This is a genomic window from Streptomyces sp. NPDC102402 (assembly GCF_044765765.1).
Taxonomy (GTDB): domain Bacteria; phylum Actinomycetota; class Actinomycetes; order Streptomycetales; family Streptomycetaceae; genus Streptomyces.
In genome coordinates this window covers 1-11,502 of sequence record NZ_JBIWKR010000008.1, presented here as the reverse complement: position 1 = coordinate 11,502, position 11,502 = coordinate 1, and the positions used below count along the sequence as shown (strand labels likewise).

Sequence of the window (11,502 nt, the reverse complement as noted above, 5' to 3'; positions counted from 1 at the left end):
CACGGCTGGGCGCTGGGACACGGCTGGGCGCTGGACACGGACCGGCGCGTCGGGCCGGGAGACGGCCGGGGCCCCAGCAGCCCCGCCCGCACCCGAAGGAGAACGCGTGAGGGGCGGTCGCTGCGATGCGACCGCCCCTCACGTGCGAGGTCCAGCGTCAAGTTCTCGGTGTGCGCGCTCCGCGTCCGGTGCCGGAGACCGGGCCTGCCCGCCGCCGGCCGGGACGCGGAGAGCTCACTGGCCCTGTTCGTCGCGGCGGCGCTGCCACCGCTGTTCGATCCGGTTCATCATCGACCGGCGCTGCCTGGGATGTCGGCGTTCGCCTCCGCCCCCGCTCGCACTCCCCGCCGGCTGCTGCTCACCGGGCTTCGGCGCTTTGCGCCATCCGGTGACCGCCAGCACGGCACAGCCCAGCATGACGAGGAATCCCGCCACGCTGACCCAGGTCTGCTGGAAAACCATTCCGGCCATGAGGAGCGCGATACCCACCAGAAAACCGGCTACCGCCTGGTAGACCCGTCGCCGGGTGTACCTGCGCAGCCCGCTTCCCTCAAGCGCTGTAGCGAACTTGGGATCTTCGGCGTACAGCGCTCGCTCCATCTGCTCGAGCATTCGCTGCTCGTGCTCCGAGAGCGGCACGGAGTCCTCCTCGTCGTCGGCCGCGGGGGCGACCGGTATGCGGCCCTTCCAGGATAGGCAGGGATTCGCCCCCGTGAAACCCGCCCTCTAGCCATAGCCAGTCCGGACCGCCAATTCGGCTCGGCTGCTGAGGCGTAGATTCCCCGACCTCCGATCCGTCATGCCGGATGGTGTCACCCGATCATACGGGGCTCGCGGCCCGATCGGGTGTTCTCAGCGGTACTCCGTCTGCAGCTGCGTTGCTGATCAGCCCGGCTCCGACCGCTCGGCGGCCTTGCTCCACCGGTGTCCGCTCAGACGCTCAGGGCCGCTTCTCGCCCAGAACGTGCAGCTGGGTCGCCACCGAATGGAAGGCCGGCAGCTCCGCGACGGCCGCCTCCAGCTTGAGGAGCTCCTCCATCGCACCCGGCTGGGTGTCCACGAGGACGCCCGGAACGAGGTCGGCGAAGACCCGGACGCCGTGGACGGCCCCGACCTCGACGCCCGCGTCGGCGACCAGTCCGGTCAGCTGGGCGGCGGTGAACCTGCGGGGTACGGGGTCGCCGTCGCCCCAGCGCCCGGCGGGGTCCGTCAGGGCCTGCCGGGCCTCGGCGAAGTGTCCGGCCAGCGCCCTGGCCAGGACGGCGCCGCCGAGGCCGGCACCGAGCAGGCTGAGCGCGCCGGACGGGCGGAGCGCGTCGACAGCGTTCCGCACCCCTTCTGCGGGGTCGTCCACGTACTCCAGGACACCGTGGCACAGCGCCGCGTCGTAGCCGCCGCGGTCCACCACCTCGAACAGGCCGAGGATGTCGCCCTGCACTCCGCGGACACGGTCGGCGACGCCGGCCTCCTCGGCACGGCGCTCCAGCGCGAAGAGGGCGTTGGGGCTGGGGTCGACGACGGTGACGCGGTGGCCGAGCAGGGCGACGGGCACGGCGAAGTTGCCGGTGCCACCGCCGGTGTCCAGCACGTCCAGGGCTTCCCTGCCGGTCGCCTTGGCCCGGCGTTCGAGGGCGTCCCTGAGGACCTCCCAGACCACGGCGGTACGGAGGGAGGCGCGGGGGCGCAGCTGGTCCGACACGGCAGTTGACTCCTCGGCACGGTGCCGCCACGGACGGCGGAGCGTGAACGGTGCAGGTGGTACGGGTGCGCTCCACCCTATTGCCTCGCACCGCCCTCGCGGTCACTCCGCCTCCGGCCGCCGCCCGGTCCCGTCCTTCCGTGGCCGCGGGAGAACGGGCTGGAGGACCAGCAGCCGCTCGACCAGGCGCAGGAACATCGCCGCGTCGCGCAGCAGATCGTCGGCGTCCCGGCTGGTGGCCGCGCCGGGTATGCCCGCCTCCGCGCGGGCCCTGCGCGGTGCCCCGGAGGCGAACAGGGCGCTCCATTCCGTGAGTTCGGGTGCGATGTCCGGCAGGACCTCCCAGGCGCTGCGGATCCGCTCCTTGCGGCGCCTGCCGGTCTCGGGGCGGGCGCGGGCGGCGAGCACGGCGGCCGCGGTGCGCAGCGCGGCGAGGTGCGCGGTGGCGTACCGCTCGTTGGGCACGTCGAGTACGGCGGCCTCGTCCAGACCGGCGTGGGCCTGGGCGAGCAGATCGAGCGCGGCGGGCGGCGCCGTGGTGCGGCGCAGAACGGGGTGGACGTCGGTTGCCGGACCGGTCGGTGAGGGGGCAGGGCTGACTGCGCGGCGCCGCGGGGCGGCGGCTGCGGACGAGCTGGCCATGACGAGCCTCCTGTCGTCGTGTGACGGCTCCGTGGCCGTATGCATCCATCGTGACGCCCCCCACTGACAATCCCTCAGGAACTGCCTCCGACCAGGCACTTTGCTTCGATCGCGAGATCGGGTTAGGTTTTTTGCACTGACCGGTCAGTGCAAAAAAATTGGGGGTGGGGTCGTGGACGGCCCGCACGGGGCGGCGCTGAGCGCCGAGGACTTCGGACTGAAGGGGCCGCGCGGCTGGGCGTTCCGGGGTGTCGGGTTCACCGCCGGGCCCGGATCGCTCGTCGCGGTCGAGGGGCCCTCCGGCTCGGGCCGCACCTGTCTGCTGCTCGCACTCACCGGCCGGATGCGTTCCACGCAGGGCCACGCCGAGGTCGGGGGCGAGCGCCTGCCCGGCCGGCTCGCCGCCGTGCGCCGCTTCAGCGCGCTGGGGCCCGTCCCCGGCGTCAGCGAGCTGGACCCCTCCTTCACCGTCGCCGAGCATCTTCGGGAACGGGCCCTCCTGCGGCGCCGCTTCGACGGCTCGCTCCGTTCCCTGCTTCGCCCCCGCGCCGAACGCGCCGCCGCGGCACGGGCGACGGTGGACGGCGCTCTGGAGGCGGCGGGACTCGACACATCGGCCCTGCCCAAGGCCGAACGGACCCCGGTGCGTGACCTGGAGCGTCTGGAGTCCCTGCGCCTTTCCGTCGCCCTCGCCCTGATGAGCCGGCCGCGGCTGCTCGCCGTGGACGACACCGACCTCAAGCTCTCCGTCACGGACCGCTCCCTGGCCTGGGAGCTGCTGCGCGGCCTGGCCGCGGACGGGACCACGGTGCTGGCCGTGTGCAGTGAGGCGCCCGAGGACGCGCTCACCGTACGCACCGGCCCGGCAGCCGGAGCGGAAGCCCGCTCAGGACCCGAAGCCGGAGCCCGCGCCGGAGCGGCGCCGGACGCCGAGCCGGAAGCCGACGACACGAAGACCGGGAAGGGGACGGCCGATGCGATCACCGAAACTGGCCGCGCTTGAGCTGCGGCGGTTCGGCAGGGGCCGGATGCCGCGTGCCGCACTCGTGGCGCTCCTCCTGCTGCCCCTGCTGTACGGAGCGCTGTACCTCTGGTCGTTCTGGGACCCGTACGGGCGGCTCGACCGCATCCCCGTCGCGCTCGTCAACGACGACAAGGGGACGAGCACCGGGGGCGAACGCCTCGCGGCCGGGGACGAGATCGCGGAAGGACTGCTGGGATCCAAGGTCTTCGACTGGCACGAGACCAGCCGCTCCGAGGCCGAGCTCGGCGTCGAGGACGGGACGTACTACCTCTCCCTGACCATGCCGTCGGACTTCAGCGAGCGGATCGCCTCGAGTGCCGGCGGCTCCCCCGGCACCGGCGCCCTGCGGGTGCGCACGAACGACGCGAACAACTACATCGTCGGGCAGATCTCCAGGACGGTGTTCGCCGAGGTCCGCGGTGCCGCGTCGGCCAAGGCCTCGCGGGGCTTCCTGGACCGGATCTTCATCGACTTCTCGGGTCTCCACGACGCGACCGCGAAGGCCGCCGAGGGGGCCGGCGATCTCGAGAGCGGCCTCACCAAGGCGAAGAAGGGCTCCGAGGACCTGGCGGACGGCCTCAAGGACGCCAAGTCGGGCAGCGGACGGCTCTCCAGCGGCATCACCCGGCTGAACAAGGGCGCGAGCGACCTCGAGACGGGGTCCCGGCAGGTCGCCGGCGGCACCCAGCAGCTCGCCGACAAGGTCGACGCGGTCGCCGCCGACGTGCGCCCCTTCCTGAAGGACAACGGCAAGGCCATCGGGGACACCGCCCGTCTGGTCTCCGACTCCTCGAAGGCCGTACGCGACAACCTCGACCTGCTGGTGGAGGCGGCCCCCACCGCCTCGGCCGCCGCCCACAAGGCCTCCGACGACCTGGCCGAGGTCTACCGCGTCCGCTGCGAGGAGCAGACCGCGCCCGACCCGGCGGTCTGTCCGCAGCTGAAGCGCGCCCGGACCGCGGCGGCGGACGTCGCCGCCGTCTCCGACGACGTGAACGCCCTGGTGACGAACCAGAAGGGCGACCTGACGGCACTGCGCGGCCGGCTGGCCACCCTGCAGAAGCAGGCCGACGCCCTGGCGAAGCGCTCGCCGGACCTGGACACGGACCTGGAATCGGCCGTGAAGAAGATCAACGCGCTCAACACGGGGGCACACGAGGTCGCCACCGGGGCCGACGCGCTCCACACCGGGCTGGGCACCGCGAAGACCGGAGCCGGGGACCTGGACACCGGCGTCAGGAAGCTCAAGTCGGGCGCCAAGACCCTGAAGAGCGGGCTGTACCGGCTGGGTGACGGATCCGCGACGCTCGCCCAGGGGCTCAACGACGGTGTCGCCAGGATCCCCGACTACGACAAGAAGGACCGCGACGCCCGTACGGGTGTCATGTCCGACCCCGTGCGGCTGGCCTCCTCCTCGCTGCACGCCGCACCCAACTACGGCACCGGCTTCGCCCCCTACTTCATCCCGCTCTCGCTGTGGGTGGGCGCGATGGTGGCGTACATGCTGATCCAGCCGCTCAACCGGCGTGCGCTCGCGGCCGGGGCCCCGGCCTGGCGCACAGCCTTCGCGGGCTGGCTCCCGGTCGCCGCGATCGGCCTGCTCCAGGTCGCCGCCCTGATGTCGGTGCTGCACTGGCGGCTCGGTCTCCAGATGACGCACGCCGCCGGCACGATCGGCTTCCTGGCACTGGTGAGCTGCTGCTTCGCCGCGATCGTGCAGTGGCTCAACGCCCGCTTCGGTGCCGCGGGCAGGATCCTCGTCCTGGCGGTGCTGATGCTCCAGCTGACCTCGGCCGGCGGCACCTACCCCGTCCAGACCAGCCCGGGCTTCTTCGGGGCGATCCACCCCTACCTGCCGATGACCTACGTGGTCGACGGACTGCGCCGGCTGATCACGGGCGGCGGACTCGGTCCCGTCTGGCAGGGCTGCGCCGTGCTGGTCGCCTTCACCGCGGGCGCGCTCGCGCTGACCGCCCTGTCCGCGCGCCGGAAGCAGGTGTGGACCCTGGACCGGCTGCACCCGGAGCTGAGTCTGTGACCGCTCCGGGACCTGTGAGAATCGGGGGCATGGACAGCAGTAGCACCACACGCCGCCAGGTCACCCGGCAGAAGCTCTACGAGGCGGCGGTGACCCTGATCGCGGAGAAGGGGTTCTCCGCGACGACGGTGGACGAGATCGCCGAGCGCGCCGGGGTCGCCAAGGGCACGGTCTACTACAACTTCAAGAGCAAGACCGAGCTCTTCGAGGAACTGCTGCGGCACGGGGTCGGACTCCTCACGCAGTCGCTGCGGTCCGCCGCCGAATCGACGGACGCGCGTGGCGGCACCCACGTCGAGGCGCTGGACGCGATGATCAGGGCCGGTCTCGTCTTCATCGACCGCTACCCGGCCTTCACCCAGCTGTACGTGGCCGAGCTCTGGCGTACCGGTCGTGCCTGGCAGTCCACCCTCCTGGTGCTGCGTCAGGAGGCGGTCGCCGTGGTCGAGGGGGTGCTCCGGGAAGGCGTCGCCGCCGGTGAGCTCAGCGAGGAGATCGACATCCAGCTGACGGCCGCCGCCCTGGTCGGGATGGTCCTCGTGGCCGCCCTCGACTGGCAGGCCTTCCAGCCCGAGCGGACGATCGACGACGTCCACTCCGCCCTGTCCCTGCTGCTGCACGGCCGGGTCAGCGGGCGCTGAAACCGCCCCGCCGTAGAGGCTTCCGCGCACGAGAACGCCGGTCCGGTGGAATTCGATCCCCCCGAATTCCACCGGACCGGCGTCCCGTAGCGCCGCGGAGCCCTCCCCCGTGACCCCGTGTCCCCCGTGGTCCCGGAGCCCCGCGTCGTGCGCCCCCGTTGCGTCCGGGGTACCGCTCCGTTCCGCCGCCCCGTGCCGGCGGTCCTGGAGCCGCGCCCCTTCCGTGGTCTCCACTCTTCCGTCCGCGCGGGTGGGAGCCCATCCGCACCGCTACTCATCTACCGCTCTGAGTAGGGATACTCAGGCCTGTGCGGCAGGGCCCACCCGGGGCCCGTCCCGGCTGGTTACGATCGCGTCCGTGTCCGTACTCCCCCTGGTGTTCACGAGCGGCTGGGCGAGCGGGATCAACGCCTACGCGGTGGTCCTGCTCCTCGGCCTCTTCGGCGCGGCCGGACTGACCGACGAGGTACCCGGGTCGCTGCAGCGCACCGATGTGCTCGTGGCCGCCGGAGTGCTCTTCCTCCTCGAGGCGGTGGCCGACAAGATCCCGTACGTGGACTCGGCCTGGGACGCGGCGCACACGGTGGTCCGGCCCGTTTCGGGGGCGGTCGTCGCGGCACTGCTGGCAGGTGGGAGCGGATCGCTGCCGGAACTGGCCGCAGGCGCCGTGGGCGGCTCCACCGCACTGCTGAGCCATCTGGTGAAGGCGGGTACCAGGATGGCGGTCAACACCTCGCCGGAGCCGTTCAGCAACATCGGGGTCAGCCTGGCGGAGGATCTGGGTGTCGCCGGGATCGTCACCCTCGCGGTCTTCAACCCGGTGGCCTCGGCGGTGGTCGCCGGGGTCCTGCTGGTGCTCGGTCTGGTGGTCCTGGCCTTCATGGCCTCCCGGATCCGGCGGTTCCTGCGCCGCAGGGCACGACGGCGCGAGGAGGGACGTCCGGCCGGGGCGGGCGGGCACCGGCCTCGCGGATGAACTGTCGGTGGCACCCCGTAAGGTCACTGACATGGCACGAATTGCGGTGATCGGCGCCGGGACGGGCGCGATGGCGGCGGCCGCCCGGCTCGCCGTGGCAGGCCACCGGGTGACGGTGTACGAGCGCTCGCGGACACACGGCGGCTCGCTGGGCCGGTACACCCGTGACGGCTTCGTCTTCGACACCGGTCCCGGCCTTCTCCACCTGCCCGCGGTCTACCGCGACCTGTTCGTCAAGACGGGCAAGGAGAGCCTGGAGCAGTGCGTGACGCTCACCCAGGTCGACCCGGCGAGCCGCCATCTCTTCGCCGACGGCACCGCGGTGTCCCTGCCCAACGCCTCACGGGCCGGGGTGACCGGCGCGCTGGACCGGGCACTGGGCGAAGGCGCCGGAGCGCGCTGGGGCGGCTTCCTGGACCGGGCGGGCACCGCCTGGGACCGGTCGCGCAGGCCGCTCCTGGAGGAGCCGCTGCCCGAGGACAGGCGGATGCTGGGCCGCGACCCCTACCCCGCGGTGCGCCGGCGCAGGATGCTGCGCACCGCCCGGCAGGCGGTCACGCCGGCGGAGGTGGGCGCCTGGGAACTCGCCGACCCCCGCCTGGCCGCCCTGCTCGACGGGTACGCCCTGTCCTACGGGCTCGACCCGCGTCGCGCCCCGGCCGCCGCCGCCCTCCTGCCGTACATGGAGGAGACGTTCGGCAGCTGGTACGTCGCGGGGGGCATGCGCGCGCTGGCCGACGCGGTGTACGAGCGGTGCCTGGCCCGCAAGGTGGACTTCGTCTTCGGCGCCGAGGTGGTGCGGGTGTCCGAGAAGGACGGCCGGGCGGCGGGCGTCGAGCTGGCGGACGGCACGGGAGTGGACGCCGATCACGTGGTCCTGGGCGCGCAGCCGGCGCCCGGCCTCCTGCCGGTCCGGGAGGAGCCGCCCGCAGAGGCCCAGGGGGCTCCGGTACCGGGCCGCTTCGTCGTCATGCTGTCGCTGCGCGGCGCCCGTGAGGCCGGTGCCGTGCACCGGACCGTGGTGCACACAGGGACCCCGGGCGCGGAACAGGAGGCGGTGTTCGGCGGCCGGACGGCGGAAGAGCCCACGGTGACCGTGGGGCGCCCGGACGATCCGGCCACCCGGCCCGACGAGGAGCACGAGGCGGTGACCCTGATGGTGACGGTGGCACCGCACGGCCCGGTCGACTGGACGGACGGCGCGCTGCGCGAGCGGTTCGCGGACGTGGTGATCGGCCGTGCGGCCGAGGCCGTTCCCGGCCTGCGTGAGCGGATACTCCACGCCGAGGTGCGTACGCCCGCCGAGACCGCGGCCGACACCGGCGCCGAGGGCGGCTCGGTCCCGTCCCCGGCCCTGGCCGGTGCGGGGGGCGCCTATCTGCACTCGGGAAACCGCAGCCCGCTGCCGGGCCTGTATCTGGCGGGCGGCTGGTCCCATCCGGGCGGCGGCCCGGCCCACGCGGGGATGTCCGGTGCCCTGGTGGCCGGGCTCGTCGTGGAGGGTGACGGCTTCCGCGGCTCCCGCTGAGTCCGGGGCGCGTGCGCCGGAGCCCCGGCCGGCGCACCGTCGCCGGCCGCCGGGCGGCTCAGTAGCGGTACTCCTCGTTCTGACCGGTGTCGTACCCGTTGCCGTACGGGGCGGGCCGGACGGGGGCCTCCGGCGGCAGCGGGGGGTACTGATCGCCCTCTCGCTGCTGCGGGACCCAGACCCCGCCGGGCGGGGTGTCGGTGTACTGCACGGCATACGGATCCGCGGGCTGCTGCCCTGTGCCGTAGGCGGGGTCGTAGCCGTTGCCGTGCGTGCCGTCGTACGGGGTGTACTGCCCTGTGCCCGTGGTGGTGCCCGCGCCGGGGTAAGGCTCGTAGGAGGGGGCGTAGCCCGCCTGGTCCGTGCCGTAGCCGTACTGGCCCGCGTAGGTGCCCTGGTCCTGGTACGCGCCCTGGTCCTGGTACGTGCCCTGGTCCTGGTACGTGCCCTGGTCCTGGTAGCCGCCCTGGGACGCGTAGGGATCCTGGGCGGCAGGCCGGTCGTAGCCGGCGTACGGGTCGTAGGAGGGGTGCTGCTGCTCCTGCCGGTCGTCGCGCCCGGCCGGTACGGGGTCGGTGTAGACGCCGTACTGCCCGGTGTCGTCCGGCAGCGGCTCCGGCTCGTAGACCGCCGACGGGGCGGCTTCGGGCTGCTGGGGGGCGGGGGCTCCCTCGTACTCCAGGCCGGAGACCTCGAGGGTCGGCTTCCGGCCGTCCTGGCCGCCTGCCCGGCGGCGACGGCTCTCACCCGGGCTGCCGCCTATGGCCCATCCCGTCGAGAATCCGCGCCTGAAGGAGAGCGTCACGTAGGTCTGGCCCGTCGCGAAGGCGACCGCCCCCAGGGCGATCACCAGCACGGAGGGGATCAGGACACCGAGGACCACACCGAGGAAGCCGGCGAAGGCGAGCAGCCGCCAGCGCAGACGTGCCTTGTACTGCAGCAGCACCTCGCCCAGCAGCCACAACGCCACTATGCCGAATGCGATGTAGAGGACCGTCCAGCCCACGCCCGCCCCCTCCTACGGCCACCGCCCCGGTTGGTGGCGGGTACGGCCGGTCACGACTGCTTGTGCAGTCCGAGATTCTCGTAGATCTCGAGTGTCGCCGTCGAGTTGTTGAGCGTGATGAAGTGCAGCCCCGGGACACCCTCGGAGAGCAGTTTCGCGCAGAACTCCGTGGCGAACTCGATGCCAATGGAGCGTACAGCGGCCGGGTCGTCCTTTGCGGCGAGGATGCGTTCTTTCAACGACGAGGGCAGGGACGCGTTGCTGAGCTGCGCGAACCGCTCCAACTGCTTGACGCTGGTGAGCGGCATCACCTCGGGAATGACCGGGGTGTCGCAACCCGCGGCGACCACGCGGTCACGCATCTGCAGGTAGCTCTCCGGCTGGAAGAACATCTGGGTGATCGCGTAGTCGGCACCGGCGCGGCACTTGTCCACGAAATGGCCGATGTCGGAGTCCCAGTCGGCGGATCGCGGATGCATTTCGGGAAATGCCGCGACGCCGACGCAGAAATCCCCGGCCTCCTTGATCAGCCGGACGAGATCCGCCGCGTACTTGACGCCCTGGGGGTGCTCGACCCACTCGCCCATCGGGTCGCCGGGCGGGTCGCCGCGGACCGCGAGGATGTTGCGGATGCCGGCGTCGGCGTACTGACCGACCATGTTGCGCAGCTCGGCGACGGAGTGGTCGACGGCGGTGAGGTGCGCGACCGGGGTGAGTGTGGAGTCCGCGGCGATCTGCTGGGTCGCCCGGACCGTGCCCGCACGGGTGGAGCCGCCGGCCCCGTACGTCACGGAGACGAAGCTCGGTCCCACCGCCTCGACCCGGCGCAGGGCGTTCCAGAGGTTCCGCTCGCCCTTCTCGGTCTTGGGCGCCCAGAACTCGAACGAGAACGACGTCTCGCCGGTCGCGAGCAGCTCACGCACGGTGCGCGCGTGATCTGTCCTGGTGGAAGGTGTGCCAAGGGCCATACTGGGAGGTTAACCAGGGCTCGGCGGTACCCCAACCAGAGGGGGCGAATTGACCGGAATGAGGCGGCTTCTGTCCACCCCTCGGACAACCTCGTGACGGGCGCGGGCGGCCCGGTTCAGAGTGCGCGTTCCCTGATGCGCCGCGCGAGCGAGGCGGTGGCCGCGGCCGGGTCCTCCGCCTCGGTGATCGCCCGTACGACGACGACACGACGCGCGCCCGCGTCGAGCACCTCGTCGAGATTGCCGGCGTCGATCCCGCCGATGGCGAACCACGGCCGCGTCGTGCCGAGGGCGGCGGCGTAACGCACCAGGCCGAGGCCCGGGGCGTGCCGGCCGGGCTTGGTCGGGGTGGGCCAGCAGGGCCCGGTGCAGAAGTAGTCGGTGCCCGCCTCGGCGACGGCCGCGTCGACCTCGGCCTCGGCATGGGTGGAGCGGCCGATCACCGCGTCACCGCCGATGACGGCGCGGGCGGCGGGCACGGGCAGGTCGCCCTGCCCGAGGTGCAGCACGTCGGAGCCTATGGCGTGGGCCACGTCGGCCCGGTCGTTCACCGCCAGGAGTCTGCCGTGGCGCTTGCACGCGTCGGCGAACACCGCGAGGTGCTCCAGTTCCTCCGCGGCCTCCATGCCCTTGTCCCGCAGCTGCACGATGTCCACGCCCGCGGAGAGCACCGCGTCGAGGAACTCGGGCAGGTCGCCCTGCCGTCTGCGGGCGTCCGTGCACAGGTAGAGCCGGGCGCCGGAGAGCTGGGTGCGAGCCGTGGACATGGTGTTTCCCCCGTGGGTGCGTCGATGGATCCTGGTGGGGCGACGAATCGCCTCGGACGTCGGAGGTCCGCAGACCCGTGACGGCGGAGTGGGGGGGGGGGGGGGCCCCCGCCCCCCCCCCCCCCACGCGGGGGGCGGGGGGGGGGCGCGCGCCGGGGGCGGCCCGGGGAGCACCCGACAGCCGGGTTCCGGGTCGGGCCGGCCGGGGGGGGC

General features: G+C 72.9%; 11 protein-coding genes. 5 read left to right on the top strand and 6 right to left on the bottom strand.

Features of this window, described 5'->3' with window-relative positions:
* Window positions 1-234 precede the first annotated feature (234 nt).
* The 3 genes from ACIRJR_RS22845 to ACIRJR_RS22835 form a co-directional block, all read right to left on the bottom strand.
* Window positions 235-639: a DUF3040 domain-containing protein gene (locus ACIRJR_RS22845; protein WP_033303312.1), complete on the bottom strand. Its 405-nt coding sequence runs from the start codon at window positions 637-639 to the stop codon at window positions 235-237.
* A 301-nt stretch (window positions 640-940) separates the two neighbouring features.
* Window positions 941-1,699: a class I SAM-dependent methyltransferase gene (locus tag ACIRJR_RS22840; RefSeq protein ID WP_403783693.1), complete on the bottom strand. Its 759-nt coding sequence runs from the start codon at window positions 1,697-1,699 to the stop codon at window positions 941-943.
* A 102-nt stretch (window positions 1,700-1,801) separates the two neighbouring features.
* A complete protein-coding gene (locus ACIRJR_RS22835; protein ID WP_403783691.1) occupies window positions 1,802-2,341 on the bottom strand; it encodes an SAV_6107 family HEPN domain-containing protein in 540 nt (179 codons plus the stop codon).
* 172 nt (window positions 2,342-2,513) lie between these two features.
* On the opposite strand from ACIRJR_RS22835, the gene ACIRJR_RS22830 reads away from it, so the two are divergent.
* The 5 genes from ACIRJR_RS22830 (at window position 2,514) to ACIRJR_RS22810 (ending at window position 8,548) form a co-directional block, all read left to right on the top strand.
* Window positions 2,514-3,344, top strand: coding sequence for an ATP-binding cassette domain-containing protein (locus ACIRJR_RS22830; protein ID WP_403783689.1), 831 nt, complete (start codon window positions 2,514-2,516; stop codon window positions 3,342-3,344).
* Complete coding sequence (locus ACIRJR_RS22825; RefSeq protein WP_403783687.1) at window positions 3,316-5,403, top strand: YhgE/Pip family protein; 2,088 nt, start codon at window positions 3,316-3,318, stop codon at window positions 5,401-5,403. The genes ACIRJR_RS22830 and ACIRJR_RS22825 overlap by 29 nt, the downstream gene beginning before the upstream one ends.
* Window positions 5,404-5,432: 29 nt before the next feature.
* A complete protein-coding gene (locus ACIRJR_RS22820; RefSeq protein ID WP_403783685.1) occupies window positions 5,433-6,044 on the top strand; it encodes a TetR/AcrR family transcriptional regulator in 612 nt (203 codons plus the stop codon).
* A gap of 358 nt (window positions 6,045-6,402) precedes the next feature.
* Window positions 6,403-7,020: a DUF4126 domain-containing protein gene (locus ACIRJR_RS22815; RefSeq protein ID WP_403783683.1), complete on the top strand. Its 618-nt coding sequence runs from the start codon at window positions 6,403-6,405 to the stop codon at window positions 7,018-7,020.
* 31 nt (window positions 7,021-7,051) lie between these two features.
* A complete protein-coding gene (locus ACIRJR_RS22810; protein WP_403783681.1) occupies window positions 7,052-8,548 on the top strand; it encodes a phytoene desaturase family protein in 1,497 nt (498 codons plus the stop codon).
* A 58-nt stretch (window positions 8,549-8,606) separates the two neighbouring features.
* Here the strand turns inward: ACIRJR_RS22810 and ACIRJR_RS22805 are convergent, their stop codons facing one another.
* From ACIRJR_RS22805 to thiE, 3 genes are all read right to left on the bottom strand, one after another.
* On the bottom strand, window positions 8,607-9,554 hold the full coding sequence (locus ACIRJR_RS22805; RefSeq protein WP_403783679.1) for a hypothetical protein: 948 nt from the start codon (window positions 9,552-9,554) through the stop codon (window positions 8,607-8,609).
* Between the two features lie 50 nt (window positions 9,555-9,604).
* Entirely contained in the window at window positions 9,605-10,522 is a 918-nt protein-coding gene (gene metF, locus ACIRJR_RS22800; RefSeq protein WP_403783677.1) for a methylenetetrahydrofolate reductase [NAD(P)H], read from the bottom strand.
* A gap of 116 nt (window positions 10,523-10,638) precedes the next feature.
* Complete coding sequence (thiE, locus tag ACIRJR_RS22795; protein ID WP_403783675.1) at window positions 10,639-11,289, bottom strand: thiamine phosphate synthase; 651 nt, start codon at window positions 11,287-11,289, stop codon at window positions 10,639-10,641.
* Window positions 11,290-11,502: the final 213 nt, after the last annotated feature.

Bases quoted from the DNA above. Each gene is read 5' to 3' on its own strand.
- ACIRJR_RS22825 (WP_403783687.1), top strand. From the start codon at position 3,316: ATGCGATCACCGAAACTGGCCGCGCTTGAGCTGCGGCGGTTCGGCAGG.
- metF (WP_403783677.1), bottom strand. From the start codon at position 10,522: ATGGCCCTTGGCACACCTTCCACCAGGACAGATCACGCGCGCACCGTG.
- ACIRJR_RS22820 (WP_403783685.1), top strand. From the start codon at position 5,433: ATGGACAGCAGTAGCACCACACGCCGCCAGGTCACCCGGCAGAAGCTC.
- ACIRJR_RS22835 (WP_403783691.1), bottom strand. From the start codon at position 2,341: ATGGCCAGCTCGTCCGCAGCCGCCGCCCCGCGGCGCCGCGCAGTCAGC.
- thiE (WP_403783675.1), bottom strand. From the start codon at position 11,289: ATGTCCACGGCTCGCACCCAGCTCTCCGGCGCCCGGCTCTACCTGTGC.
- ACIRJR_RS22810 (WP_403783681.1), top strand. From the start codon at position 7,052: ATGGCACGAATTGCGGTGATCGGCGCCGGGACGGGCGCGATGGCGGCG.